The 24,761-nt window shown below is 67.1% G+C and carries 27 protein-coding genes; 17 read left to right on the top strand and 10 right to left on the bottom strand.

Annotation, left to right across the window (positions count from 1 at the left end):
• Nucleotides 1–9: 9 nt before the first annotated feature.
• Together FB548_RS15040 and FB548_RS15035 are read right to left on the bottom strand one after the other, a co-directional pair.
• Entirely contained in the window at nt 10–1,185 is a 1,176-nt protein-coding gene (locus tag FB548_RS15040) for an SO2930 family diheme c-type cytochrome (protein WP_142125614.1), read from the bottom strand.
• A 9-nt stretch (nt 1,186–1,194) separates the two neighbouring features.
• A complete protein-coding gene (locus tag FB548_RS15035) occupies nt 1,195–2,430 on the bottom strand; it encodes a parallel beta-helix domain-containing protein (protein ID WP_255470580.1) in 1,236 nt (411 codons plus the stop codon).
• Between the two features lie 119 nt (nt 2,431–2,549).
• On the opposite strand from FB548_RS15035, the gene FB548_RS15030 reads away from it, so the two are divergent.
• Nucleotides 2,550–3,587: an AraC family transcriptional regulator gene (locus FB548_RS15030; protein ID WP_221625978.1), complete on the top strand. Its 1,038-nt coding sequence runs from the start codon at nt 2,550–2,552 to the stop codon at nt 3,585–3,587.
• 94 nt (nt 3,588–3,681) lie between these two features.
• Here FB548_RS15030 and FB548_RS15025 read toward each other — a convergent pair whose 3' ends face one another.
• From FB548_RS15025 to FB548_RS15005, 5 genes are all read right to left on the bottom strand, one after another.
• Nucleotides 3,682–4,065 (bottom strand): RidA family protein, encoded by a 384-nt coding sequence (locus tag FB548_RS15025; RefSeq protein WP_142125613.1) that lies wholly within the window; start codon nt 4,063–4,065, stop codon nt 3,682–3,684.
• A gap of 161 nt (nt 4,066–4,226) precedes the next feature.
• The gene (locus FB548_RS15020) at nt 4,227–6,398 is read right to left on the bottom strand and encodes a bifunctional (p)ppGpp synthetase/guanosine-3',5'-bis(diphosphate) 3'-pyrophosphohydrolase (protein ID WP_142125612.1); all 2,172 of its coding nucleotides are present in this window, start codon (nt 6,396–6,398) and stop codon (nt 4,227–4,229) included.
• Nucleotides 6,399–6,538: 140 nt separating this feature from the next.
• Nucleotides 6,539–6,838 (bottom strand): DNA-directed RNA polymerase subunit omega, encoded by a 300-nt coding sequence (rpoZ, locus tag FB548_RS15015; protein WP_142125611.1) that lies wholly within the window; start codon nt 6,836–6,838, stop codon nt 6,539–6,541.
• Nucleotides 6,839–7,041: 203 nt separating this feature from the next.
• Nucleotides 7,042–7,659, bottom strand: a complete 618-nt coding sequence (gmk, locus tag FB548_RS15010; protein WP_142125610.1) for a guanylate kinase — start codon at nt 7,657–7,659, stop codon at nt 7,042–7,044.
• The gene (locus FB548_RS15005) at nt 7,656–8,516 is read right to left on the bottom strand and encodes a YicC/YloC family endoribonuclease (protein ID WP_142125609.1); all 861 of its coding nucleotides are present in this window, start codon (nt 8,514–8,516) and stop codon (nt 7,656–7,658) included. The genes gmk and FB548_RS15005 overlap by 4 nt, the downstream gene beginning before the upstream one ends.
• Nucleotides 8,517–8,645: 129 nt before the next feature.
• Here FB548_RS15005 and rph point away from each other — a divergent pair, with 129 nt between their 5' ends.
• The 13 genes from rph (at nt 8,646) to FB548_RS14940 (ending at nt 18,468) form a co-directional block, all read left to right on the top strand.
• Nucleotides 8,646–9,377 (top strand): ribonuclease PH, encoded by a 732-nt coding sequence (rph, locus tag FB548_RS15000; protein ID WP_142125608.1) that lies wholly within the window; start codon nt 8,646–8,648, stop codon nt 9,375–9,377.
• A gap of 97 nt (nt 9,378–9,474) precedes the next feature.
• The gene (locus FB548_RS14995) at nt 9,475–9,864 is read left to right on the top strand and encodes a VOC family protein (RefSeq protein WP_142125607.1); all 390 of its coding nucleotides are present in this window, start codon (nt 9,475–9,477) and stop codon (nt 9,862–9,864) included.
• A 6-nt stretch (nt 9,865–9,870) separates the two neighbouring features.
• A complete protein-coding gene (rdgB, locus tag FB548_RS14990) occupies nt 9,871–10,464 on the top strand; it encodes an RdgB/HAM1 family non-canonical purine NTP pyrophosphatase (protein WP_142125606.1) in 594 nt (197 codons plus the stop codon).
• Nucleotides 10,465–10,602: 138 nt separating this feature from the next.
• A complete protein-coding gene (gene hemW, locus FB548_RS14985; protein WP_142125605.1) occupies nt 10,603–11,757 on the top strand; it encodes a radical SAM family heme chaperone HemW in 1,155 nt (384 codons plus the stop codon).
• Between the two features lie 90 nt (nt 11,758–11,847).
• Nucleotides 11,848–14,373: a DUF1631 domain-containing protein gene (locus FB548_RS14980; RefSeq protein WP_142125604.1), complete on the top strand. Its 2,526-nt coding sequence runs from the start codon at nt 11,848–11,850 to the stop codon at nt 14,371–14,373.
• On the top strand, nt 14,370–14,717 hold the full coding sequence (locus tag FB548_RS14975; RefSeq protein WP_142125603.1) for a PilZ domain-containing protein: 348 nt from the start codon (nt 14,370–14,372) through the stop codon (nt 14,715–14,717). Before FB548_RS14980 ends, FB548_RS14975 begins: the two co-directional genes overlap by 4 nt.
• 68 nt (nt 14,718–14,785) lie before the next feature.
• The gene (pepQ, locus tag FB548_RS14970; RefSeq protein WP_142125602.1) at nt 14,786–16,141 is read left to right on the top strand and encodes a Xaa-Pro dipeptidase; all 1,356 of its coding nucleotides are present in this window, start codon (nt 14,786–14,788) and stop codon (nt 16,139–16,141) included.
• 94 nt (nt 16,142–16,235) lie between these two features.
• On the top strand, nt 16,236–16,565 hold the full coding sequence (locus FB548_RS14965) for a hypothetical protein (RefSeq protein WP_255470579.1): 330 nt from the start codon (nt 16,236–16,238) through the stop codon (nt 16,563–16,565).
• 12 nt (nt 16,566–16,577) lie between these two features.
• Nucleotides 16,578–16,982, top strand: coding sequence for an MAPEG family protein (locus FB548_RS14960; protein ID WP_142125601.1), 405 nt, complete (start codon nt 16,578–16,580; stop codon nt 16,980–16,982).
• Between the two features lie 26 nt (nt 16,983–17,008).
• Nucleotides 17,009–17,239, top strand: a complete 231-nt coding sequence (locus FB548_RS14955; RefSeq protein ID WP_142125600.1) for a hypothetical protein — start codon at nt 17,009–17,011, stop codon at nt 17,237–17,239.
• A 1-nt stretch (nt 17,240) separates the two neighbouring features.
• Nucleotides 17,241–17,471: a hypothetical protein gene (locus FB548_RS14950; protein WP_142125599.1), complete on the top strand. Its 231-nt coding sequence runs from the start codon at nt 17,241–17,243 to the stop codon at nt 17,469–17,471.
• 160 nt (nt 17,472–17,631) lie between these two features.
• Complete coding sequence (locus FB548_RS14945) at nt 17,632–18,027, top strand: YciI family protein (protein WP_142125598.1); 396 nt, start codon at nt 17,632–17,634, stop codon at nt 18,025–18,027.
• A gap of 9 nt (nt 18,028–18,036) precedes the next feature.
• A complete protein-coding gene (locus FB548_RS14940) occupies nt 18,037–18,468 on the top strand; it encodes an aldehyde-activating protein (protein ID WP_142125597.1) in 432 nt (143 codons plus the stop codon).
• 62 nt (nt 18,469–18,530) lie between these two features.
• Here FB548_RS14940 and FB548_RS14935 read toward each other — a convergent pair whose 3' ends face one another.
• The 3 genes from FB548_RS14935 to FB548_RS14925 form a co-directional block, all read right to left on the bottom strand.
• A complete protein-coding gene (locus FB548_RS14935; RefSeq protein WP_142125596.1) occupies nt 18,531–19,496 on the bottom strand; it encodes a hypothetical protein in 966 nt (321 codons plus the stop codon).
• A 366-nt stretch (nt 19,497–19,862) separates the two neighbouring features.
• Entirely contained in the window at nt 19,863–21,185 is a 1,323-nt protein-coding gene (locus tag FB548_RS14930; protein ID WP_142125595.1) for an aminopeptidase P N-terminal domain-containing protein, read from the bottom strand.
• Nucleotides 21,185–21,727, bottom strand: a complete 543-nt coding sequence (locus tag FB548_RS14925) for a UPF0149 family protein (RefSeq protein WP_142125594.1) — start codon at nt 21,725–21,727, stop codon at nt 21,185–21,187. Before FB548_RS14925 ends, FB548_RS14930 begins: the two co-directional genes overlap by 1 nt.
• Nucleotides 21,728–21,864: 137 nt before the next feature.
• On the opposite strand from FB548_RS14925, the gene FB548_RS14920 reads away from it, so the two are divergent.
• The 3 genes from FB548_RS14920 (at nt 21,865) to FB548_RS14910 (ending at nt 24,758) form a co-directional block, all read left to right on the top strand.
• Nucleotides 21,865–24,126 carry a GGDEF domain-containing phosphodiesterase gene (locus FB548_RS14920; protein ID WP_185742130.1) on the top strand — a complete coding sequence of 754 codons (2,262 nt, stop codon included), beginning with the start codon at nt 21,865–21,867 and terminating at the stop codon, nt 24,124–24,126.
• Between the two features lie 117 nt (nt 24,127–24,243).
• Entirely contained in the window at nt 24,244–24,465 is a 222-nt protein-coding gene (locus FB548_RS14915) for a TIGR02449 family protein (RefSeq protein ID WP_142125592.1), read from the top strand.
• Nucleotides 24,462–24,758 (top strand): cell division protein ZapA, encoded by a 297-nt coding sequence (locus FB548_RS14910; RefSeq protein ID WP_142125591.1) that lies wholly within the window; start codon nt 24,462–24,464, stop codon nt 24,756–24,758. The genes FB548_RS14915 and FB548_RS14910 overlap by 4 nt, the downstream gene beginning before the upstream one ends.
• Nucleotides 24,759–24,761 lie beyond the last annotated feature (3 nt).

Here is a 24,761-nt window from a genome sequence, read left to right as displayed (position 1 = left end):
ATACCGGCTTCAGACGGCCGGCGGCGGTTGTATGTCTGTTTCATTCGCTGCATCGCAGCTTCCCGGCTGCGCATTGATCCACGCGCGGATCAGTTCGACACCCTCGCGATGGACGACCGACCGGCCCAGCTCCGGCATCATGATCGCGGGATCCTTGCTGTCCATGCGGAAATCGAAGATGGACGCTTCCGCGCGACCCGGCACGATGTCGTGCATCCGGTCGCCGGTGCCCTTGCCCGCGGCGATGGGCTGCTTGCAGAAGCCCAGCTTCAGGCGGTCCTGCGTGCCCGCATCCAGCCACAGGCCGGAAGTGATGGCCGGACCGGTGGCGCTGTGGCAATGCCCGCAGTTGATGTCGAGATAGGCGCGTGCACGCGCGTCGAGGGAAGCACGGGCATCGGCCGCATCCGCCAGCCGCGGCGGTTGCGCGGGCACGCCACTCAGATAGCCGACGCGCGCGAGGTGCGCCAACTGGTTGTCGCGACCGGCCGCATACTCGAAGTCGCGATTGAGGTGGCGCGCCTTCAGCCCGATCGGCAGCAGTTTGCGCGACTTGTTGTCGGTGATGTGGCAGCCGCCGCACTGGTTCTGGTCGGGCACCTGGTAGTTCGCGGCTTCGCGGGCGCCCTGTGCATCGACCAGGTCAAGCGTGACCAGTTCGCCTGTGCGCTTCAGCGTGGCCTCGGTCTGGGCGTCGTTCCACACGTAGGGGAGCGCGACCCAGCCTTCCGCACGGTGCACCAGCAGGCGCGTTTCGATCAGGCGGACCTTCGCCAGGTCCAGCGCTTCGCCTTCGAGCAAAGACGATGACGGCGGCGTACGCGCAACTGATTTCCCATCCCATGCCTTGCCCGCGGGCAGCGGGTAGTAGAAGGTCTTGCTGAGGATCGTGCCCACCGGAAAGTCGAAACTCCGGTCCGGCTGATAGGTGGCCACCGTGCCTACCGGCATCCAGACGGTGCGCAGCTTGTGCGCGTAGTCGCTGAACAACGGCGTGTTGAGGTCATAGGGCACCACGCCCTCATTGAGCCGCAACCAACCGTCTTCCACCCGCAATACGCCCCACTCCGCCAGGGTTGCCGGCTGCCCTTCGGCAATGAAATGCACACGGGATGCAGGCTGGCAGGCCACCAGCACCAGGCTCACTGCCAGCAGCAGGAGGAACGCCGTGCACCAATGCCGCATGCGTCGTCCTCAACCGCGCTTCAGATCGACCGCCGGCAGCCGCGGCAGTTCGCAATCGTGCGCCTTCATGTCCTTGCCGGGGCTCTTGTAACCACCGGGCCCGTCGGCATTCACCACGCCGCTGACATCGCGCAGGCAGATCTGCGGACCGATCTTCTTGCCGTCCACCAGGCGATCCTTGTTGAAGTAGCCGTCCCAGAGTACGTCGGGAAAGCTGCCGCGCAGGCCGTAGACCGCCACCTTCAGCGCCTTGAGGTCGAAGCCGTCGGGCGAATCCCCGCCGCCGGACAGCGTGTTGCCATGGATGAAGATGCGCTCGGGATAAGGATCGAAGTTCGGCGAGGCGCTGCTGTCCTTGTATCCGGTGGAATACACGCTGGACACGATGATGTTGGCCGTCGCGTTGTCGCGGATCTCGTTGGCGAAGACTTCGATGTCGTCGTTGGAGTTGATGACGATGCCCGAGCCCGCCGGCACGCTGGCGACCGGCGTGCCCTTGGCGCCGAAGTTCTCGTGGTTGTTGGCGATAACCTTGTTGTTGTACACGCGGATGTTGCCGCCCTGCTGGGACAGGCCCGGCATGTTGAACACCAGGATGCCGCCGGTGTTGCCAGTGGCCACGTTCTCGTAGACGTCCGCGTTGATCGTGTTCTCGACCTCGATGCCGGCGACGTTCTGTTCGGCGCGGCTTCTGCGTACGATCACTCCGTCGGACTGGCCCACGTAGATCCCCGCATCGGACGCGCCGATGGACACCGTGTCCTCGATCAGCACGTTCTTCGTCAGCACCGGGTAGATGCCGTAGGCGCCGTTCTTGGTGCTCGGCCCACCGGTCCACTGCACTTTAACGCCCCGGATGGTGATGTTCGCGGACTCGCTGATCTTCAAGCCGTCGCCTTTGGAATCCTCGATGGTGAGGTTCTCTATGGTGAAGTCGTTGCCGTTCACCAGCAGGCCTTCCGCGCCCGCCTTCTGCCCCTTGAAGCTCAGCACGCTCTTGTCCATGCCGGCGCCCCGGATCGTCACACCATCGGCACGCAGGCTGAGGCTGCGGTCGAAGCTGTGGCGGCCGGCCGGAATCTCGATGACATCGCCCGGCTTGGCATCCAGCAGGCGCTCCTGCAGGGTGGAGGCGAAACCTGCATCGGCGGCCGCGACCGTGTCGGTCCCGGATGTCGGGGGCTGGCAGCCCACGGCCAGCAACGCCAATGCGCCGGCCATCGCCAAGGAAATGTTGCGTTGCATGAGTCTCCCCTCCCATACGCCTGCGTAGTGCAGGCCAGTCTGGTGGGCGAACATGTGTGACACGGAGGGCGGGAGCGGCATACTAAGGGGGGGAAAGCGGACAAGCTGGAGGGGCTTCGATGCGCTGGAAAACCGGACTGGGCAATCCCCTGTCGATCGCCAATCTGCCCACCAACATGCTTTGCGGGCTGGTGCTGCTGGCCGGCGAATTCGGCGTGAATGCCGAGAGTTGGTTCGCCGGCATGCGCTTGAACGTGCAGGAGATCCACGACCCGCAGGCGCGCGTGTCCTACCGCCAGGCCAGCGAGATCATCCGCCGCGCCTTGCCCACCTTGCCCATCGATGGAGTCGGCCTGGCCATGGGTGGAAAGCAGAACGGCGGCAACTTCGGCCTGCTCGGGCTGGCGATGAAGACCGCGCCCACGTTCGGCGATGCGGTACAGATCGGCCTCGAGTACCAGCGCAACCTGGGGCCGCTGATGGACCTGGAACTGGAAGATCGCGATGAAGGTGCATTGGCCGTGATCGCGACGGCGCCGGAGGAGGCCACCGATCTGCTGCCGTTCCTTTGCGAGGAAATGTTCGCCAGCACGCTGATGCTGGCACGCGAGCTGGCGGGCCCGGAATTCCGTCCGCTGCGGTTGGAACTGGGCTATCCGGCACCGCGCTACGCTGCCCGCTACGACGACCTGTTCGGCTGCGAAGTCCGTTTCAACCAGCCGCGGCACGCCATGGTGGTGGACCGTCGCTGGCTGGAACTGCCGTTCGCCAGCTACAACCCGGTGACGTCACGACAGGCGCTCGCGTTGTGCCAGGCACAGCTGACGGCGATGTCGTTGCGTGGCGAGACCACGGCGGCGGTGGAGCGGCAGTTGCGCCCGCGCCTGCGCGAGAACCCGCAGATGACCGACGTGGCCACTGCGCTGCACCTGAGCGAACGCACGCTGCGCCGCCAGCTCGCCGAGGAAGGCACCAGCTTCAGCGCGGTGCACGACCGCGTGCGCACGGAACGCGCGCTGGAGCTGCTGCATGACGAAGAAACGACCATCGCCACCGTCGGCAGCCAGATAGGATTCAACGACGTGCGGGAGTTCCGCCGCGCGTTCAAGCGCTGGACCGGGCACACACCCAGCGACACGCGACGACGCCCCACATAGAGGGGGGCTTGCTCCGCCGCCTTTCGCTCTCGCGCTACCCCCTGTCAGATGGCATCCGGTGCCGGGCAAGCGCGGCGCTACGGGGTCTCCACGCTCACTCCAGCACCATCACCGCATCGACTTCGAAAGCGGCGCCCTTCGGCAGGCCGGAGACTTCGATCGTCGAGCGCGCGGGGTAAGGCGCGGCGAAATACTCCTGCATTGCCGCATTGACCGCCGCGAACTGCGACAGGTCGGTCAGGTACAGGCCAAGCCGCACGATGCGGTCCAGCGAGCCGCCCGCCGCTTCGGCGACCGCCTTGAGGTTGTCGAAAGCACGGCGGGCCTGCGCGCCGATGTCGCCTTCCACCAGGTTGCCGGTGGCCGGATCCAGCGGAATCTGCCCGGAGAAGTACACGGTACTGCCCGCGCGCACGGCCTGCGAATACGGACCGATGGCAGCGGGGGCGTGATCGGTGTGGATGATCTGTTTGGTCATGGGCGACTCCTCAGTGGATAGCCGATTCTACGTAGGGCGGGCCCAGGCCCGCCATCGCGCGCGACCCGATCACCTTCGCATTGATGGAAACAGACAACCCAAGCAGATCGCCGCCATTGCGAACATGGGCGTCACGACGGCGGGCCTGGGCCCGCCCTACATCACTGCCGGCGCACGCCGTGCACGACGTTGAGGCGCCGCAGCCGCCGCATCACTTCCGCGAGGTGGTTGCGGTCGCGGACCTGGATCGAGAAGCGCAGCACGGCGACGTTGATGTCGCGCTCCAGGTATTCCACGCGCTCGATGTTCGACTGGCTCTTGGCGACCGCCGCGGCGACCTGCGCCAGCACGCCGGGACGATTCTCCACGTCGATCAGCAGGGCGGCGTCGTAGTCGCCGGTGACGCGCGCATCCCAGGCGATCGGCACCCAGCGTTCCGGCGACTTGCGGAACTCGGTGACATTGGGGCAATCCAGCCGGTGCACCACGATGCCCTTGCCGGCCGTGTGGTACCCCATGATCTCGTCGCCCGGGATGGGTTGGCAGCACTGCGCGAAGCTGACCACGCCGCGCTCGCCGCCGGTGATCAGTATCTTTTCCTGCGAGTGCTTGGAGTGGCCGCCGGCGCGCAGCTCGGCGAACGCGGTCAGCGCCTGCGCCGCCTGCGCCGGCATCCAGTTGCCGAGTGCCACGTCCGCCAGGAAGGCTTCCAGGCGCGGATACTTGTGCTCGGTGAGGAAGGCTTCAAGACGCTGCTGCGGCAGCCGCTCGAGCGAACTGTCCAGGTCCTCCAGCGCACGGTCCAGCATGCGGTGGCCCAGTTGCACGGCATCCTCGTGCTCCAGTTGCTTGAGCTGATGCCGGATTGCGGTCCGCGCCTTGCTGGTGACCACGAACTCCAGCCACTGCGGCTTGGGTGCGGCGGACTTGGCGGTGATGATCTCCACGCTCTGCCCGCTGGCAAGCTTGGTGCGCAGCGGCACCAGCTTCTTGTCCACGCGCGAGGCCACGGCCTGGTTGCCCACGTCCGTGTGCACGGCATAGGCGAAATCCAGCGCGGTGGAATTGCGCGGCAGCGACAGGATCTTGCCCTTCGGCGTGAACAGGTAGACCTCGTCCGGGAACAGGTCGACCTTGACGTTCTCCAGGAACTCCAGTGACGAGCCGGCCGCATGCTGGTTGTCGATCAGCTCGACGATCCACGCATGCGCGCGGTTCTGCGCGCTGTTGGGCGTGTCGGTGCCGAACTTGTAGGTCCAGTGCGCCGCGATGCCGCGCTCGGCGATCAGGTCCATCTCGGTGGTGCGGATCTGCACTTCGATCGGCGAGCCGTAGGGTCCGAACAGCACCGTGTGCAGCGACTGGTATCCGTTGGCCTTGGGGATGGCGATGAAGTCGCGGAAGCGTCCATCCAACGGCTTGTACTGCGCATGCACCGCGCCAAGCGCGTGATAGCACGACGGCACCGAATCGACCACGACGCGGAACCCGAACACGTCCATCACCTGGTCGAAGCTTTTTCCTTCGCCCTGCATCTTGTTGTAGATGCTCCAAGGCGTCTTGACCCGGCTGACAAGACGATGCTCGAGGCCTTCCTTCGCCAGCCGCTGCGACAGATGCGCCTCGATCTGGGCCATCGATTCGCGGCGCATCACCGGCTGGCTGCGGATGTGCTTCTCGATCACGGCGTGCCGCCACGGATGCAGCGCGCGGAACCCGAGGTCCTGCAGTTCGGACTTGACCAGGTTCATGCCCAGCCGCTGGGCGATGGGCGCGTAGATCTCCAGGGTCTCGCGCGCGATGCGGCCACGCGCCTCGGCACTCTGCGCGCCGAGGGTCCGCATGTTGTGCAGGCGGTCGGCCAGCTTGATCATGATCACGCGAAGGTCGCGCGACATGGCCAGCAGCATCTTGCGGAAGCTCTCGGCCGCCGCTTCCTGACGGTCGCGGAACTTCAGCTTGTCCAGCTTGGTGACGCCTTCCACCAGCTCGGCGACCGACTCGCCGAACTCGGCCGCGATCTCCGCACCGGTCAGCGGCGTGTCCTCGATGGTGTCGTGCAGGATGGCCGCGATCAGCGTTTCCGCGTCCATGCCCAGTTCGGCCAGCACGCCTGCCACCGCCACCGGATGGGTGATGTAGGGCTCGCCCGACTTGCGGGTCTGCCCGACATGCGCGGCGGCGCCGACTTCCCATGCGCGTCGCAGCAACGGCAGCTGGTCCTTGGGCAGGTAATGCGCGGTCTTCTCGAACTGCGTGACGTACTCCGGCACCGTTTCGTCGCGCGGCGAAGCGGGGTTACGGACTGCCTTGGCGATGCGACCTGAACTCATGCCGCCAGCCTATGCCAGTCACGTCGCAACGGCAACGCACGCGCCTGCCTGATGCACGCCTGCCAGGAACGCAGAAAGCCCGCTTGCGCGGGCTTTCTGGTCATCGCCGGTTTCGATGGAAATCCGGGGCGGGATCGATCTCAGTCGTCGCCCTTGGACAGGTCGTCGTCGGCGACCACTTCGGCGGCGGCCCATTCCAGCGCTTCGCGCTCGGCGCGCTCGCGCTCTGCCTTCTCGACGCGGTCGATCAGGTCGTTGTCGATCCTGCGGGCGGCGATCTCACGCAGCGCCAGCACGGTCGGTTTGTCCTGGTGTTCGCTGTTGTCGATGGTCGGCTCGACACCGTTCGCCAACTGGCGGGCGCGCTTGGCCGCCATCGTGACCAGGTCGAAACGGTTATCGACGACTTCCAGGCAATCTTCAACGGTGATGCGGGCCATGCGGGCTCCCGGCAGCCTGTTGGCCGCCCAGTGAATGGGGAAAGGGCGGCGATTGTAGGCGGGCGGCCCTGGCAATGCAAGCCTTTCCTTGAAAATCAGCTAGTTAGAAGCCAACCCCTGTACAAGGACTTCCGCTCGGACCAGCGGCCAACGAACACCATTGCCTTGCAGTCGGGGCTGAAGCCCCTCCTGCAGCTGGACCGCTATTCGGCCAGAAGGGTGGCAATCAGGCCGGCGTGCCGAACATCCTGGGCCTCCCGGCGCAGCCGGCTGGCGGTGAAGATGGCGTGCATCTGCTCGACGGCGGTCTCGAACACATCATTGACGATCACGTAGTCGAATTCCGCGTAGTGCGACATCTCCTCGCGGGCGGCAGCCAGCCGGCGCCGGATGACCTCCTCGCTGTCCTGTCCGCGCGCACGCATGCGCTGTTCCAGCGCGTCGCGCGATGGCGGCAGGATGAACACACTGACCGCGTCCGGCACCTTCTCGCGCACCTGGCGGGCGCCCTGCCAGTCGATTTCCAGCAGCACGTCCTTGCCTGCCGCGAGCTGCGGCTCCACCGACTGGCGCGCGGTGCCCTTCCAGTCGCCATGCACCTCGGCGTACTCGAAGAAGTCGCCTGCGCGGATCATCGCCTTGAACTCGTCGGCGCTGATGAAGTGGTAGTGCTGCGCATGCCGTTCGCCTGGACGCGCGCCACGCGAAGTGAACGAGATCGACAGCGCGATATCCTCGTCCCGCGCCAGCACGGCGTTGACGATGCTGCTCTTGCCCGCCCCGGAGGGGGCCGCGACGATGTAGAGGGTTCCGCGCTTCATTCGATGTTCTGCGCCTGTTCGCGGATCTGGTCGATCAGCACCTTCAACTCCACGGCGATGTTGGTGGTGCGGACGTCGACCGACTTGGAGCCGAGGGTGTTCGCTTCACGGTTGAATTCCTGCAACAGGAAGTCCAGCCGCCGCCCCTGCGGTTCCTTCTGGGTGAAGACGCGGCGGATCTCCTTGATGTGGCTGTCGAGGCGGTCGAGTTCCTCGTCCACGTCGAGCTTCTGCAACCACAGCACAAGTTCCTGCTCCAGCCGGCCCTGCTCCATGTTCTGAGCCACGTCGGCCAGGCGCAGTTCCAGCTTCTGCCGCTGGCCGGCGCGGATCTGCGGGATCAGGGTCCGTACCTCGGCCGCCAGCGCGGCAATGCCATCCACGCGCTCCAGGATCGCCGCCACCAGCTTGCCGCCCTCGCGTTCGCGCGCCGCGACGAACTGGTCCAGCACGGCGTCCAGCAAGGTCAGGGCCTCGGCCTGCAGCACGTCCATGTCCACGCCCTTGCTCTGCAGCACGCCGGGGAACTGCAGCAGGTCGGTCAGATCGGTGCGCAGGTTGGGCAGGCGCGAGGACAGTTCCAGCGCGAGCTCTGACAGCTGTGCGATGACGCCGGGATTGATCTGCAGGGCACCCCCGCCCTCCGGCGCCCGCAGGCGCAGCGTCAGGTCCAGCTTGCCGCGCGAGACGCGCGAGGCCACCCGTTCGCGCAGCGCCGGTTCGAGCACGCGCAGTTCGTCCGGCAGGCGGACACCCAGTTCCAGGAAACGGTGGTTGACCGCGCGCAGTTCGGCGGCGAGCGAGCCGCCCTCGGTGGCGCGCTCGGCAGTGGCGAACGCCGTCATGCTGCGGATCATGCAGGTGCCCATCGGACCAGTGAGCGGCGCATCTTAGCAGCCCGCGTGGCGCGGACCGGGCGCGGCGGGTCCAACCTGCCCGAATGGCACGGACTGCTAGACTTCGCCCCCCTCATCGCGGATGCCCCCATGTCCTTCTCCCGTCCCAGCACCCGCCTCCCCGACCAGATGCGTGACGTCAGCATCCTGCGCAACTACACCCGTCATGCGGAAGGTTCGGTACTGGTCAGCTTCGGCCACACCCGCGTGCTGTGCACCGCGACGGTGGAAAACAAGGTGCCGGGCTTCCTGCGCGGCAAGGGCGAAGGCTGGGTGACCGCCGAATACGGCATGCTGCCGCGCTCCACCCACACCCGCAGCGACCGCGAGGCCTCGCGCGGCAAGCAGGGCGGGCGCACGCTGGAAATCCAGCGCCTGATCGGCCGCACCCTGCGCGCCTGCGTTGACCGTGGCGCATTGGGTGAACGCACCATCACCCTGGATTGCGACGTCCTGCAAGCCGACGGCGGCACCCGCACCGCCGCCATCACCGGCGCGTACGTGGCATTGGTGGACGCGGTGAACTGGCTGAAGGCGCGCAATGAGATCAAAGGCGCGCGCGACCCGATCCATGGCGCGGTCGCCGCGGTTTCGGTGGGCATCTACCGCGGCGTGCCGGTGCTGGACCTGGATTATGCCGAGGACAGCGACTGCGACACCGACATGAACCTGGTGATGAACGACGGCGGCGGCTTCATCGAGCTGCAGGGCACGGCCGAAGGCCATGCGTTCCGTCGCGATGAATTGGATGCGCTGCTCGCCTTGGGCGAGAAGGGCATCGGCGAGCTGTTCGCCGCGCAGCGGGCGGCGCTGGCGGGCTGAGGTCCGCTGTGGGAGCGACGTCAGTCGCGATGAAGCTTTACCGGTAGGCCAATCGCGACTTGCGTCGCTCCCACAACCGCCTCACTCGAATGCCGATATGCCACAGATCCTCAGCCTGATCACCCTGCTGGTCGACGACTACGACCGTGCCATCGCGCACTACTGTGGCGCGCTGGGCTTCGAACTGCGTGAGGACACGGATCAGGGCCGCAAGCGCTGGGTGCATGTCGCCCCGCCGGGCAGCACCGAAACCGGCCTGCTGCTGGCGTTGGCCAGCACCGACGAACAGCGCGCGCGCATCGGCGACCAGACCGGCGGGCGCGTGGGTTTCTTCCTGCAGACCGACGACTTCTGGCGCGATCACACGCGCATGGTGGCCGCCGGCATCGAGTTCCTCGAAACCCCGCGCGAGGAAAGTTACGCCACCGTCGCCGTGTTCCGCGATGCGTACGGCAACCGCTGGGACCTGCTGCAACCCAAGGACTGATCCGACATGAAGCTCGTTCTCGCCTCCTCCAACCACGGCAAGCTGGAAGAACTGCGCAGCCTGCTGGCCGACACCGGCATCGAACTGATCGCACAGTCCGACCTGGGCGTGGAGGATGCCGACGAAACCGGCGCCACGTTCATCGAGAACGCACTGATCAAGGCGCGCCATGCCAGCCTGCAGACCGGGCTGCCCGCACTGGCCGATGATTCCGGCATCTGCGTGGACGCGCTGAACGGTGCGCCCGGCCTGTATTCGGCACGCTACGCCGGCGAGCACGGCCATGCCGACCGCAACATCGACAAGTTGCTGGACGCATTGAAGGACACGCCCGGCGAACAGCGTGGCGCGCACTTCTATTGCGTCCTGGTGCTGCTGCGCCATGCGCACGATCCGCAACCGCTGATCGTCGAAGGCGAGTGGCAGGGCCGCATCCTGCATGAGCGCCGCGGCACCGGCGGACATGGCTATGACCCGGTGTTCTTCGACCCCCATTTCGGCCAGTCGGCAGCCGAAATGCCGCTGGACGAGAAGAATCACATCAGCCATCGCGGCAAGGCGCTGGCCGGATTGAAGCAGCGGCTGCGGACGATCCTGTAGGCGCACCCTTTTTGCCCCATCGGCGTATTCATGCGCCATCGGGGCAAATGGGCGCGATGTGCTCCCCTGCGTCCATGCACGAAACGTCTCGGGCATGTACCCCATGCGGGGCATGAAGCCCGCTCCTACAATAGACCCATGCTGATCCCGCCTCCCCTGTCGCTGTACGTCCACATGCCGTGGTGCGTGCGCAAGTGCCCTTACTGCGATTTCAACTCGCACCAGGGCAAGGGCGAGCTGCCGTTCGACGCCTATGTCGACGCACTGCTGCGCGATCTGGACCACGACCTGCCGCTGGTCTGGGGGCGCACGGTGCACAGCGTCTTTTTCGGTGGCGGCACGCCCAGCCTGTTCCCGCCGGAGGCCATCGACCGCTTCCTGCAGGCCGCCAGCAGCCGGTTGCGCTTCGCACCGGGGCTGGAAGTGACGCTGGAGACCAATCCGGGCACCGCCGAGCATGGCCGTTTCGAGAGCTACCGCGCGGCCGGCGTGAACCGCATCAGCTTCGGCATCCAGAGCTTCGACGACGGGAGCCTGGAGAAGCTCGGCCGCATCCACGACAGCCGCGAGGCCGAGCAGGCCGTGAAGCTGGCGCAGGATGCCGGCTTCGACAATATCAACCTCGACCTGATGTACGCCCTGCCCGGCCAGACCCTGGCCATGGCCGAACATGACCTGCAACGCGCCTTCGCGCTGCGACCCGCGCACATCTCCCACTACCAGCTGACGCTGGAGCCGAACACGGTGTTCTTCTCGCGGCCGCCCCAGGGCATACCCGACGACGACGACGCCTGGGACATGCAGGAACACTGCCAGGCACTGCTTGCCGCTGCCGGCTATGGCCACTACGAAGTCAGCGCCTACGCGCAGCCCGGCCGCCGTTGCGCGCACAACATGAATTACTGGCGTTACGGCGATTACATCGGCGTCGGCGCCGGCGCACACGGCAAGATCACCGTGGGCGCCACCGCGCAGATCCTGCGCCGCTGGAAGGTGAAGCACCCCACGAGCTACCTGGGGACCGCTGGCACGCCGCAGGCCATCGGCGGCGATGACGACATCACGCCGGAGCGCCGCCCGTTCGAGTTCATGCTCAATGCGCTGCGACTGCAGGAAGGCTTTGCGCTGGCGGATTTCACCGCCACCACCGGACTGCCCGTGGCAACGATCGAGGCGGCGCTGGAACAGGCCCGGCGGAATGGCTGGCTCGACCTGTCCGACACCCACGTGCGGCCCACGGCCCTGGGCCGCCGGTTCACCAACGACGTGATCGAACTGTTCCTCGACGCCTGAAGCCCACGTCCTCTCCGCGTGGCGACGGATGGATGCGCAGGCAACGCCGGGTGTGATAATGATGGGGCTACAGGGGAGTCCACTGCACCGATGACCGCGCCACGATCTCCTTCGCCTGCCGCCGCGCCGACCACCATCGCATCGGCCGCGCTGCCGCCGCGCGTGCGCCGCGTGCTGCAGAACCTGTTCGACCATATTTCGCCGGACTTCATCACCGCGTTGAATGCAATGCTGGTGGAGTTCGAGCAGCAGCTGTTCAAGCAGGCGGAGCATGCCCGCAGCAACCACCTGCAGACACAGATCTTCGTCGACCTGCGCGCCCTGCAGAAGCACCGCACCGAACTGGTCCCGCATTACATGTTCGGCCTGGAAGGCGAACTGGCGGGCCTCCGCGCGCCGCGCGCCGAAGCGAATGCGTCGACGGCGCCCCGCCTTGACTACCAGACACTGACGCTGGTGGAAGATGCGGTGATGGACCAGGAGATCGTGCTGCGCGAAGTCGCGCGGCGGCATGAGCAGCGTGGCAACGCGCAGATCCTGATGCTGGGCCAGCGTTTCGGCGTCCTCGCCCGCTCTCCCGCCTACGAAGCGGACACTCTGCCGCTCGGGCCGAACCGCCTCTGCCACGTGCTGAAGGACGCCGCGACGTGCCTGGAGCTGTCGCTGGATGCGCAGCTGGTGCTTTACCGCACCTTCGACAACAAGGTGATGCTGAACTACAGCGAGTGGGCCGGCACGGTGAACCAGTTCCTGTCGCGCGAGGGCATCCTGCCGGGGCTGGTCTACATGCCGCGCCGGGGCCGCGTGCAGGACACGATCCGGCGGCACCCGCTCGACGAGGGCAGCGCTGAACCACGCCCGATGACCGCCTGGCAGAGCCAGGCCGGTGCTTCGCACTGGGCCACGTTGACGCCGGACCAGCTGCAGGCTGTCGCCGGTGCCATGACCGACGGCAAAGCTCCCGAACCGGGCCACGGCGGGTCATCGCCGCCGGCACCGTCGAGCGCCGCCGCAACACCGGCCGCAGCGGAAACACCGGCGGCGGACAACACCGCAGGTTCGTTCGAAGTGCTGCAGAAGCTGCTCGCCATCCGGCGCGGCGGCCTGCAGGCCGATGCCCATGCCCTCGCCACCTCCGGCGGATACGGAAGCGGTGGTGGCCTCGGCGGCCTGGGTGGCCACGAAGGACAGGCTGGCCCGGGAGGGGGCACTGGCACCGGAGAAGGCAGTGACCAGGGCGGCGGCCAGGGCAGCGCCCCGACGGGCGATGCTACCGGCGCGACCACACCGACCCACCGGCTGCTGCCCACGCCCGATGTGTTGAGCACGTTGCAGGCTCTACAGACGGCACCGCTTCCACCGCGTACGCCCGACCAGCCGCGCCGCACCGTGGCCGACCTGCAGCAGGCCATGCTGGCCGAAGTGCGTGCCAAGCACGGCCCCAACGCCACCCTGGCCAGCGCGGATTCGGACACCTTCGAGCTGCTGGACCTGCTCTACAACGAGATCGAGCGCGAGGTGCAGCACGATGCACCCGCCGCCGACATGCTGGTACGGCTGCAGGTTCCGGTCGTGCAGGCCGCCTTGCGCGACCGCAACTTCTTCCTGCGCGCACAGCACCCGGCGCGCGACCTGCTCAACACGGTGGCCGAATCCGGCGCCACTTGGCTGGGCGACGAGGACGTGGATCCGCAGTTGGTGCAGAAACTGCATCGCGCGGTCGAGGCGGTGGTCGAGACCTACGAAGGCGACGAAGCCGTCTTCGAGGACGCCAACCGCGATGTCCAGCAGCACCTGCAGGCCGCCGCGCGCAAGGCCGAACTGGCCGAGCGCCGGCAGATCGAGGCCGCACGCGGCAAGGACCGGCTGGAAGTCGCCAAGCAGCGTGCCGCGGAGACCATCGAATCCGCGATGGCCGAGGCCAAGCCACAGAAGTTCGTGCAGGCTCTGCTCAGCCAGGCCTGGGCCGACGTGCTCACGCTCACGCAGCTGCGCAACGGCGAATCGTCCACCGAGTGGACCGACCAGCTGCAGACCACGCTGGAGATCGTCGCCGCCACCACCACCTCGCAGGAACCGAGCCCCGCGCTGGCCGACAAGATCGAGAAATCGCTGGTGCAGGTGGGCTACCACGAAGACGAAGCGGCCGCGATCGCGCGCCGCCTGTCGAGTGCCGAGGAGGATGAAACCACGTCGCGCACCGAGCTGACCGCGCGCCTCAAGGCACGTGCGCGGCTGGGTGGCCAGGGCGAGGTCAAGAAGAAGCCGGCGCAGCCGCGCACGCCGCAGGAACAGGAGTGCTACGACTACCTGCGCACGCTGCCGTTCGGCACGTGGTTCGAGTTCACCCGCAACCAGCAGGGCGACCTGCAGCGGCAGCGCCTGTCGTGGTTCAGCCCGGTCACCGGCAATGCGCTGTTCGTCAACCAGCGTGGCCAGCGCGTGGGCGAGCACTCGCTGGACACGCTCGCGCACCTGATGGCCAAGGGCCAGGCGCAGGTGGTCACCGAAGACCGCGGCCGCCTGATCGACCGTGCATGGAACGCCACCCTCAGCGCGCTGCGCAGCCTCACTGGCCGCCGCGGCGAAACCGAAGCCGCAGGAGACGCCGCATGATGCGCGAGTTCCGCCGTGCCCGCCGACGCAGCGTGCCCAAGTCCGTTCCCGTGTTCGACCTGATGACCGAACAGGTCATCGGCCGCCTGGGCAACCTCTCCGAGTCGGGCATGCTGCTGGTCGCCACCGAACCGGTGGTGGACGATGCGCTGTACCAGTTGCGCTTCCACCTGCGCGATGAACGTGGCCAGGACGTGCCGATCGACGTGGGCGCACACCTGCTGTGGTCCGCGCAGGCCAATACGCCCGGGCAGGCCTTCGCCGGCCTGCGCTTCCTGACCATCGACCGCGAGCCATTGGAGCGCCTGCGCCACTGGGTCAATGCCGGGCCCGAGGCCGAGTAAGGACCCACGCCACGGCCTGCGCGGGCCGGATACGGCAAAATGGCGGCTCTTCCGTACGAGCCGCCGCCATGAACGCCCCCGCCTCCTTCGACACCGACCTCGTCCCGCTGTACGCCGACCACCTGGCGACGATGAAGCGGCGTGCCGACGAGGCGCTGGCGCGGGGCGGCTTCGACCACTTGGTCGTGCCCAGCGGCACGCAGCACTGGCAGGTCTTCGACGACCGCGACTATCCGTACGCGGTCAACCCGCAGTTCAAGGCCTGGCTGCCGTTGACGCGCCTGCCTTACAGCTGGCTGGTGTACACGCCGGGTGAACGCCCGAAGGTGATCTTCTACCAGCCGTTCGACTACTGGCATGTGGTACCGGACGCACCTAGCGGCTGGTGGGTAGACCACTTCAACATCCACATCATCCGCAAGCCGGACGAAGCGCTCGCCCTGCTGCCGCCCGCCGCGCGCAGCGCGATCCTTGGCGAGCCGCAGAGCGCGCTGGGCGCAGCGCCTGGCCCGCATTACGCACCGAACAATCCCGAGCCGGTCATCCAGTACCTGGAGTACCAGCGCTCCTACAAGACGCCGTACGAGATCACCCTGATGCGCCAGGCGCAGCGCCTGGCCGTGCGCGGCCATCGCGCCGCCGAGGCGGCGTTCCGCGCGGGCCAGAGCGAGTTCGGCATCCATATGGCCTACTGCACCGCAGTGGGCCAGGACGCGAACGACCTGCCCTACGGCAACATCATCGGCCTGAACGAACATGCGGCCGTGCTGCACTACACCGAACTGCAGCGCGTCGCGCCCGACCCGTTGCGCAGCTTCCTGATCGATGCCGGCGCAAGTTTCCACGGCTATGCCAGCGACATCACCCGCACCTACGCCTACGACACCGGCATCGAGTTCCAGGCGATGATCGATGCGGTGGACGCCGCGCAGCAGGCGATGTGCGCCGGCGTGCGCAGCGGCGTGGACTACAAACACCTGCACGTGGATGCGCACCTCACCCTGATGGGCATCCTGAAGGACTTCGGCGTGATCACCGTGTCACCGGAAGCCGCCGTGGCCACCGGCGTGAGCGCGGCGTTCTTCCCGCACGGCCTGGGCCATCCCATCGGCCTGCAGGTGCACGACGTGGCCGGCTTCGCCGCCAGCGACCGCGGTGGCCGCATCGAACGCCCCGCCGGCCATCCCTACCTGCGCATGACCCGCGTACTGGAGCCGGGCATGGTGGTGACCATCGAACCGGGCCTCTACTTCATCGACCTGCTGCTGGACGAGGTGAAGAAGAACGGCCATGCCCGCAGCGTGGACTGGGCGCGCGTGGATGCCTTCCGCCCCTATGGCGGCATCCGCATCGAGGACGAAGTGCTGTGCACCGGGGGCGACGCCGACAACCTGACCCGGCCGGCGTTCGCGGAGGCGGGCTGAGCCTGCGGACAGGCAGCTGTTTGACGGCGCTACGGCGCGGTCACAGAATCGCGCTGTCCATGGGGAATGGGCATGCCGCAAGGGAACCGCACGCATGATGTTCATGATCGGCCAGGGTGAGCGCACCGTGTCGGTGGGCGAGCCGGAACCGCAGCACTGTCCCCACTGCGATGAGATGCGCGATTTCGAGCCGCAGCTCGCGTACAAGTACGGCCAGTTCGACCTGCTGTTCGGCTTCGTCTATGGCAGGCGCTACCAGCTCGCTTGTCCGGCGTGCAACCACGGCTGGCGATTGGACCGGCGGCAAGCCGAACAACGGTATGGGAAGCCATCCATCCCGTTCCGGCTGCGCTTCGGCTTCATCATCCTGCTGGGACTGTGCGCCGCCCTCGGCGCGGCGTACCTGTCCACCATGCCGGTGTAAGGGACCATGGCCATGGACACGACCCTGCTGCTGCCGATGACGGCGCACGTCACGCTCGCGGCGTTGCTGTACGGGCTGCTGACGGTCGCGCGTGCACCCGCGATCTGGGGCATCGGCCGGCGCGCCGACGGCGGCAATCCCTTCGCGACGATGGAACCCCGCATCAGCGCCAACCTCTCCAACCAGTTCGAGTGGTCGCAGTTCTTCCACGTGGCGTGCGTGCTGCTGATGCTGCTCGGCACCAGCCGCACCGCTGTCGCGCTGGCCTGGCTCTTCGTCGGTGGCCGCCTGCTGCACAGTGGCGTGCAGATACTGACAGCGAACGTCCGCCTGCGCGGCGTCGTGTTCACGTTGAACTTTCTCGCCGTACTTGGCCTGTGGGCGTTCGTGCTGCAGGCAGCGCGGCAACACGCCTGATTCCGCTACCGGAGAGGAGTTCGTTCATGCCGTTGGGGGATATCGCAGGCGAGGCGTTGGGCGGCGTGTTCCGCCTCATCGCACGGATCGTGTTCGAAATCGTGGTCGAATGGCTGCTGCGCGGCACCGGGGCGCTGATCCTGCGCATGCTTCGCCCAAGACATGCGCCTGGCGAGGCCGCAGCGGCGCTGACCGGCCTGCTGTTCTGGGTCGCGATGATCGCGTTGGGTGTGTGGATCTATCGGGAGGCGGGATGACATGACAGGCACCACCTGGTTGATCGTCATCTCGGAACGGGTCGCCGTGGTCCTGTTGGTGAGGATCTCGCGTACTCGGCTCCCCGGGTTCGAGAAGACGGCGCTCACGGTGCTGGCCGTCGTTCCGCTGGTCGGACCGTTCTTCGCCTGGTGGCTCTGCCATCAACCCGCCCCCGCGCTGCCTTCGCTACAGGACAGGCAAAGCATGTCGCTCAACGTCCATGATCGCTGACGCGATGTTTTCGACGAAAAGGGTCCGGACGTCCGCAAGCAGAAAGTGGCGCTGCTGAGGGACATGCATCCAAGCGACTAGGTCCGTGTTGCCGCACCGTCTTCTCCCGGCGTATGCCACGCATTCCACTCCATCTCGCACCCGACAGAGTTCATCGACCATGCCCCAGTCCGACTACCTCCTCATCTCCCGCGGCCAGTGGGACGAAACCGCATCGAAAGAAGACGTGCAGGACGCCATCGACCGTTTCTACGCGTGGTATGAGCGTGGCGTGGCGGAGGGCGTGCTCAAGCCCGGCAGCCGGTTGGAAAACCGCGGCAAACTGGTATCGCGCGATGGAGTCACCGACGGACCGTTCGCTGAGGCGAAAGAACTCGTGGGCGGCTACTGGTTCATCGTCGCCGATTCTCTGGACCACGCCGCAAGGATCGCGGCGGAAAATCCCTGCCTCGTCTACGGCCTGACGCTGGAGATCCGGCCGCTGGAGGCCGTACGTGCCCGCGCGCAGGATGTGACCAACGAGACGCCCCCGGCCTGGCGTCCGGACGAAGGCTGATCCACGCCCATGATCGCGGGACATCCCACGCTTGAAGGCGGCTGTCATTGCGGCGCGATCACTCTCGCCTTCTCCACCGCCCTGACACCGGAGACGACATCGCCGCGCGCGTGCGACTGCGGCTTCTGCCGCGCACACGGCGCCGCATGGATATCCGATCCCGCCGGGCAGCTGGTCATTCGCGCGCAGGCCGATCGCCTTCGCCGGTACCGGCAGGGCTCCCTGGCTGCGCAGTTCCTGCTGTGTGGCGAGTGCGGCGTGCTGGTGGGCGTGCTGCATGAGGACGGTGAACGCGGATATGCGGCTGTGAACACCGCCTGCCTGGACGCACGCGACGCGTTCGCCGCATCCGTTCCCGCATCACCGCAGACCCTGTCTGCGGATGAAAAGACGGCCCGCTGGCGTCAGCTATGGGTCGGCGATGTCCGGTTGCTGGGCTGAGTCCAGCAAGCCTGTCCGCTCGGCAGCGTCGCGCTCACGGTCCGGCAGTCGTGCATACGGGTCTAACGCTGTGGCGTCAGCGAGTAGGCGCCATCGTTGAATGTCAGCGGAAGATAAGCATACGCGCGTCGGCCCTCCGCGTCGGGGATATAAGGCCGCGTCCGCACTCCGCGCGCTTGCGCTTCCAACCCACGCGCGCCAGCGGGATTGGGCAGCGCCTCGATCATCCATACGCCTTCGGCTCGGCCGCCGGCTGGACTGCCGCGGTAGAGGAAGTAGCCCAGCGACGGGCCTATGGGAATCCGCACGTCGCCGCCCATGGTCTTCGTTCGCTGCGCCTCGGTCGCTATCTGCAAGTGCGGACGGCCCTCGCCCTCGCTGCCGCCGGGTGATTGTTCGTCCAGCGCGGTGAACAGCATGCGGTCGAGTTGCGGCCCGTGCGTGCGCGCCAGTTCGTCGAACCAGGTGCGGCCCAGCGATTCGGCATCGCGCGCCGGCGCCATCGCCTTGTAGCAGCGGTCGAGCAGATAGGCGTGGTACGCGGTATGGCGGAACGGAATGTCGATGGTGTTGTCGTGCGGCCGCGGACCGCGCGTGCGCTTTTCCAACTCCCGGTCAAGCACCACCCATGCCTGTCCCCACTGCATGGCGGGTTTGGCATTGCCGGCGGCGAGTTCCAGTTCCGCCAGCGAGGCCAGCGCCACCAGTGGACAGCGGGGAGAGGCCACGCACTTTTCCAGCCAGAATCGCGCGGTCTCCACGTCGCGCTCGACGCGCCTCGCGGGATGGTCCATGCCGTGCCGGTACAGCGCGCCCAGGTAGAACGCCGCATACCCGTCGCCCGCCTGCGCGCTGGCGACGAGTTGCTGCATGGCGCGGTCGCGTGTCGCAGGCGGGGCATCGCGGTCGAGCAGGGCTTCCACGACTTCTGGCTCGATGCTGGCCGGCGAGGGCGGCAACGGAGTGGCCTGCGCCAAGGCAGCCCACATAAAGGCCGCGAAGACAACGATTCCCTTCCGGATGCGCATGCGAGTCCTCCCTGAAGATGGCAACGCTAGCGTGCAGGTGCCTGCCGGGCAAGTCATCCCCAGAACCATAGGCCGGGGTGAGCGCAGCACAGTGAGAATTCGACCCAAAATGGCACGCACGCAGAGCATGGAGCCTCGATGACGAGGCTTTTTTCCTCGGCCGCGAACCTCGAAGGTGGGATGACAAGGAAATTTGCCTCGGCATCGAGATGCTTTCAGGTGAGGCGGCGAGGCAATTCGCCTTACCGTCGCCCCGTTCCGGTTCGGGCAAGTTGCTCTTTGCCTTGGCCTTGAACCATTGAGGTGCGGGCGCGAGGTTCAACGGCTCGGCAGCGAGGCCAAATGTCCTTGGCCACCCCGTGCCCCTCACCCCGCCATCGCCGCCTCGATCTCATCGGCACTGCGTGCCAGCGCGTCGGTCAGCACGACGGGCTCGCCGTCGGTGACCAGCACGTCGTCCTCGGTGCGGATGCCGATGCCGCGCCACTTCGGGTCGACGGTCTCGTCGTCATGGCCGACGTACAGGCCGGGCTCGATGGTGAACACCATGCCCGGCTCCAGCAGGCGCGATTCGCCCTCGATGCGGTAGTCGCCCACGTCGTGCACGTCCAGGCCCAGCCAGTGGCCGGTCTTGTGGCGGTAGAAGCGGCGATAGGTCCCTTCGGCGAGGTTCTTTTCCAGTTTGCCTTTCAGCAGGCCCAGCCTGAGCAGGCCTTCAGTGAGGGTTTCCACGGCCGCGACGTGCCCGGCCTCGTAGGGCACGCCAACGCGTGCGCACGACAACGCGGCGCGCTGGGCATCGCCGACCAGGTCGTGCAGCGCGCGTTGCGCGGCGGTGAAGCGGCCGTTGACCGGAAACGTGCGGGTGATGTCGGCGGCATAGCCACGGTATTCGGCGCCGGCATCGATCAGCACCAGCTCGCCGTCGCGCGCCTGTGCGGTATTGGCGCGGTAATGCAGCACGCACGCATTGCGGCCGGCGCCCACGATGCTGTTGTAGGCCGGCCAGGCGTCGTGGGCACGGAACACGCGCTCCACGTCGGCCTGCAGTTCGTACTCGCGGATGCCGGGTTTCGCGGCGCGATAGGCGGCCTGGTGCGCCAGCACGCTGACGTCGGCGGCGCGCTGCATCAGCTTGATTTCTTCCTTGGACTTGAACAGCCGCAGGTCGTGCAGCAAGTGGCCGAGCTCGAGGAATTCGTGCGGCGGCTGCGCGCCCTGCTTGACGTGCGCGCGCACGTGGCGCACCCAGCCGATCAGCTTGAGGTCGAAATCGGCATCGCGGCCGAAGTGGTAGTAGACGCGCGAGCGCCCTTCCAGCAGGCCGGGCAGGATCTCGTCCAGGTCGTCGATGGGATAGGCATCGTCCATGCCGTAGTCGTTGACCGCGCCCTCCTGGCCGGCGCGCGGGCCATCCCAGCCTTCGCGCTCGGGGTCGCGTTCGCGGCAGAACAGGATGGTCTCGCCGTGCTTGCGGCCCGGCACCAGCACCAGCACGGCATCCGGCTCGGGAAACCCGCACAGGTACCAGAAGTCCGAATCCTGCCGGTACGGATAGTGCGTGTCGTGGCTGCGGACGCGCTCCGGCGCGGCGGGCAGGACGAGGATGGCGTCGTTGCCGGCCAGCCGCATCAACTGCCTGCGGCGGCGGGCGAACTCGGCCGCGCTGATCCCGGCCAGTGCCTTCATCAGTTCAGGCTCCGGCGATGCCGGGGCCCGAGCACGCAATCGCCATGCAGCAACAGGACGGCGACGCGGACGAACTCTTCCAGTTCGGCCAGGGCATCTTCATCTTCATCATCGTCACTGCTTTCGGCCGACGCCTGGGCCAGCCGCGCGAGGTCCTGCAGCGCTTCCTGTCCTTCTTCGGAGAGGGGCGGCGAGGCGCCCGTCGCCAGCCCGAACGCGCCCAGGAAACCCTGGCACCACGAGAACAGCGCTTCGGCACGCTCGTCCAGCGGACGGTCGGCGGCCGGCAACAGCAGGTCGAAGGCGAAGCTGCGGTCTTCGAGCTGCGCCACGGCGGTCTCGCGCAGCTGGTCCAGGGCACTGCCAGCGGCCGGGGCAGGCAGTTGATCGTCGGCCAGCGCGCGGGCCAGCCAGGTGCCATCGGCGGCACCGCCACCGGCCAGCCAGCCGCACAGTGCGCCATGCAGTTCCGGCGCCTCCATGGCCAGTCCCAACTGGCGGGAAGCGGCAGTCACGTCGGCGATATCGGGAAGGTCGGGCATAGAGGAACGCAATCCGCCAAGGGTTTCGGACAACCTCGCAAGTGTAGCAACGAAAACCCGCGCACCGGCTTGTTGTGCGTGTGTACGCATGCCTACACTCCAGCATCGCTCAGGCTCGGCACGGTTCGTCCACCCGCATGCACGCCCCCTCTGTCGTCGCACTCCTCGCAACGGCGTCCCCGCTGTCGTCCCGGGTGCCGGTCATGCTGCTTGCCGGCGTGGTGCTGGCGGGCGTGGTGGCGATCGGCACGCGCCGCTGGTGGCAGGCCTGGCTGGCAGCCCGGCGATTGCCGCAGGAACCCTTGCGCAGCGAATCCCTGCGCAACCGCGACGAGCGCCTGAAGCTGGCGCTATGGGCGTCCGGCGAACAGTTCTGGGACTACGACCTGGTGCAGCGCAGGCTGTACCGGATGCGCGCCGACGAGACCGCCGTGCAGACGGGCGACATCACCGTGCTCACGCGGCAGGGCGAGGTGCCGACCATCCACGAGGAAGACCTGCCCTTGGTGATGGAGCGCCTGCGCCTGCACCTGCAGGGCAAGGCGCCGATCTTCACGTCCGAACACCGCATGGACATGCATGGCAACGGGACGTGGGTGTGGGTGCGCGCACGCGGCCGGGTGGTCGATCGCGACACCGAGGGCCAGCCGATCCGCATCGCCGGCACCGCGCGCGACATCACCGCCAGCCGGAATGCCGAATACGAGCACCGCATCGCCGGCGAGGTGATGCGCAGCATGAACGAGGCCGTCGCGGTGCTGGACTGGGCGCACCAGTTCATCACCATCAACCCGGCGTTCACCCGCATCACCGGCTACGCCGAAGAAGAAATCATCGGCCAGCCGATGACCATGCTGGACAGCGACCAGCACGAGGACGCGTTCTTCGAACGGATGAACCGCGAGCTGCGGCTCACCGGGCGCTGGTCCGGTGAGATCTGGAAGGTGCGCAAGGACGGCGAGGAGATCCTCTGCCGCATCGAGACCAACGTGGTGCCCGATGCCAGCGGCGAACGCCCGCTGTACGTGCAGGTGCTCACCGATATCACCGAACAGAAGCGGGCCGAGCAGGAACTGCGCTACCTGGCCAACTACGACACCCTGACCAGCCTGCCGAACCGTTCGCTGCTGTCCGAGCGCCTGTCGCGTGCCATCGTGCGGGCGCGTCGCGAGCACGGGCACGTGGCGGTGCTGTTCATCGACCTGGACCGGTTCAAGGACATCAACGACTCGCTGGGCCACGCCACCGGCGACCGCATCCTGCGCGCCGCCGCCGCGCGCGTGCAGCAGACGGTGGGCACCCAGCACACGGTGGCGCGCCTGAGCGGCGACGAGTTCACCGTGGTGCTGGAAGACATCAACGGCATGCCCGACGCGGAGGCCGTGGCACAGCGCATCATCCAGGCGTTCCGTGCCCCGCTGAATTTCGGCGAGCGGCTGGAGCTGGCGGTGTCGCCGTCGATTGGCATCAGCCTGTATCCCGAACATGCGCAGGTGCCGACCGAGCTGCTGAAGCATGCCGATACCGCCATGTACCAGGCCAAGGCGATGGGCCGGCATACGTACGAGATGTACTCCGAGTCGATGGACGAGAAGAACCGGCACCGCGCGATCCTCGCCAGCGCACTGCGCCGCGCGATCGACCGCAACGAGTTGTCGCTGGTGTTCCAGCCGCGCCTGTCGATCTCGCGCCAGCGCATCACCGGCGTGGAGGCGCTGCTGCGCTGGGACAGCAAGGAATTCGGCATGGTCTCGCCGGCACAGTTCATTCCCCTGGCCGAAGAATCCGGGATGATCCTGGAGATCGGCGCCTGGGCGTTGCGCGAAGCGTGCCTGACCCTGCGCAACTGGCACGACGAAGGCATGGAAGAACTTTCGATGGCGGTGAACGTGTCCGCCACCCAGCTCCAGCGCGGCGACCTGCAGGCGGTGGTGGCGCGCACGCTCCAGGAGACGGGCGTTCCCGCCAGCAGGCTGGAGCTCGAACTGACCGAAAGCGTGGTGATGGCCAGCCCCGAACAGAACGCGGACACGCTGCGCGCCTGCCGCCGGCTGGGCATTTCGCTGGCGATCGATGATTTCGGCACCGGCTACTCGTCGCTGGCGTACCTGAAGCGCCTGCCATTGACGACGCTGAAGATCGACCGCGAGTTCATCAGCGACCTCACCCACGATACCGACGACGAAGCGATCACCAGCACCATCATCACCATGGGCCAGTCGCTGGCGCTGAAGGTGGTGGCCGAGGGCGTGGAAACGTGGGACCAGTACGAGTTCCTGCGCAACCACGGCTGCGACGAAGTCCAGGGCCACTGGGTCTCGCAGGCGCTGAGCCCGGACCAGTGCCTGCGCTTCATCCGCGACTACTACCCCGGCTCGGGCATGCGCGTCGCCTCCTGAGTTCCCTTTTGGGGGCGGCGCCAGTGGCGATCAGGGGTCGGGTGTCGAGACTGACCTCGCTCCCACAACCCCGGTCGCCCTTGACCGCCCGCCAAGCGCATGCCTAATGTGCCCGCCATGGACAACGCCGACCTGCTCGACCAGCTTCGCGCACTCAGCACGCGCATCCAGGACCTGGCGGACCGCTGCCATCGCCTGGCGGACGAGAACCGCAGCCTGCGCCAGCAGCAGGAACAGCTCGTCGGCGAACGCTCGCAGCTGCTGGCCAAGAACGAACAGGCGCGTTCACGGGTGGAAGCGATGATCAGCCGCCTGAAATCCCTGGAGCAGCACACGTGAGCGCCAACGAACCGGTCAGCGTCCACCTCCTGGACCGCGAGTACACCGTCGGCGTCGCGCCTGACGAACGCTCCAGCCTGATGGCCGCCGCCAAGCTGCTCGACAGCCGCATGCGCGAAGTGCGCGGCAGCAACCGCATGGCCGCGGTCGACCGCATCGCCGTGCTGGCCGCGCTGAACCTGGCACACGAATTGCAACAGTTGCGCGATGAACAGCACGCACGCAACCGCGATGTCGAACGCACGCTGCAGGACCTGCACCGCAAGCTCGACGGCGTGCTGGGTACGCCGTAACAG

The organism is Pseudoxanthomonas sp. 3HH-4, from assembly GCF_006716465.1.
In the GTDB taxonomy this organism is placed as follows: Bacteria; Pseudomonadota; Gammaproteobacteria; order Xanthomonadales; family Xanthomonadaceae; genus Pseudoxanthomonas_A.
The sequence above is the reverse complement of the archived record's forward strand: the minus strand, read 5'-3'. Positions and strand labels throughout refer to the sequence as shown.

Coding starts and splice junctions, on each gene's coding strand:
- FB548_RS14930 (WP_142125595.1), bottom strand. CDS start 21,185: ATGAAGGCACTGGCCGGGATCAGCGCGGCCGAGTTCGCCCGCCGCCGC.
- FB548_RS14920 (WP_185742130.1), top strand. CDS start 21,865: ATGCACGCCCCCTCTGTCGTCGCACTCCTCGCAACGGCGTCCCCGCTG.
- FB548_RS15035 (WP_255470580.1), bottom strand. CDS start 2,430: ATGCAACGCAACATTTCCTTGGCGATGGCCGGCGCATTGGCGTTGCTG.
- rph (WP_142125608.1), top strand. CDS start 8,646: ATGTCCTTCTCCCGTCCCAGCACCCGCCTCCCCGACCAGATGCGTGAC.
- rdgB (WP_142125606.1), top strand. CDS start 9,871: ATGAAGCTCGTTCTCGCCTCCTCCAACCACGGCAAGCTGGAAGAACTG.
- FB548_RS14925 (WP_142125594.1), bottom strand. CDS start 21,727: ATGCCCGACCTTCCCGATATCGCCGACGTGACTGCCGCTTCCCGCCAG.
- FB548_RS15005 (WP_142125609.1), bottom strand. CDS start 8,516: ATGATCCGCAGCATGACGGCGTTCGCCACTGCCGAGCGCGCCACCGAG.
- FB548_RS15020 (WP_142125612.1), bottom strand. CDS start 6,398: ATGAGTTCAGGTCGCATCGCCAAGGCAGTCCGTAACCCCGCTTCGCCG.
- FB548_RS14955 (WP_142125600.1), top strand. CDS start 17,009: ATGCCGTTGGGGGATATCGCAGGCGAGGCGTTGGGCGGCGTGTTCCGC.
- FB548_RS15025 (WP_142125613.1), bottom strand. CDS start 4,065: ATGACCAAACAGATCATCCACACCGATCACGCCCCCGCTGCCATCGGT.
- FB548_RS14940 (WP_142125597.1), top strand. CDS start 18,037: ATGATCGCGGGACATCCCACGCTTGAAGGCGGCTGTCATTGCGGCGCG.
- FB548_RS14975 (WP_142125603.1), top strand. CDS start 14,370: ATGATGCGCGAGTTCCGCCGTGCCCGCCGACGCAGCGTGCCCAAGTCC.
- FB548_RS14935 (WP_142125596.1), bottom strand. CDS start 19,496: ATGCGCATCCGGAAGGGAATCGTTGTCTTCGCGGCCTTTATGTGGGCT.
- FB548_RS14945 (WP_142125598.1), top strand. CDS start 17,632: ATGCCCCAGTCCGACTACCTCCTCATCTCCCGCGGCCAGTGGGACGAA.
- pepQ (WP_142125602.1), top strand. CDS start 14,786: ATGAACGCCCCCGCCTCCTTCGACACCGACCTCGTCCCGCTGTACGCC.
- rpoZ (WP_142125611.1), bottom strand. CDS start 6,838: ATGGCCCGCATCACCGTTGAAGATTGCCTGGAAGTCGTCGATAACCGT.
- FB548_RS14960 (WP_142125601.1), top strand. CDS start 16,578: ATGGACACGACCCTGCTGCTGCCGATGACGGCGCACGTCACGCTCGCG.
- FB548_RS14915 (WP_142125592.1), top strand. CDS start 24,244: ATGGACAACGCCGACCTGCTCGACCAGCTTCGCGCACTCAGCACGCGC.
- hemW (WP_142125605.1), top strand. CDS start 10,603: ATGCTGATCCCGCCTCCCCTGTCGCTGTACGTCCACATGCCGTGGTGC.
- FB548_RS14980 (WP_142125604.1), top strand. CDS start 11,848: ATGACCGCGCCACGATCTCCTTCGCCTGCCGCCGCGCCGACCACCATC.
- FB548_RS15040 (WP_142125614.1), bottom strand. CDS start 1,185: ATGCGGCATTGGTGCACGGCGTTCCTCCTGCTGCTGGCAGTGAGCCTG.
- FB548_RS14950 (WP_142125599.1), top strand. CDS start 17,241: ATGACAGGCACCACCTGGTTGATCGTCATCTCGGAACGGGTCGCCGTG.
- gmk (WP_142125610.1), bottom strand. CDS start 7,659: ATGAAGCGCGGAACCCTCTACATCGTCGCGGCCCCCTCCGGGGCGGGC.
- FB548_RS14995 (WP_142125607.1), top strand. CDS start 9,475: ATGCCACAGATCCTCAGCCTGATCACCCTGCTGGTCGACGACTACGAC.
- FB548_RS14965 (WP_255470579.1), top strand. CDS start 16,236: ATGATGTTCATGATCGGCCAGGGTGAGCGCACCGTGTCGGTGGGCGAG.
- FB548_RS15030 (WP_221625978.1), top strand. CDS start 2,550: ATGCGCTGGAAAACCGGACTGGGCAATCCCCTGTCGATCGCCAATCTG.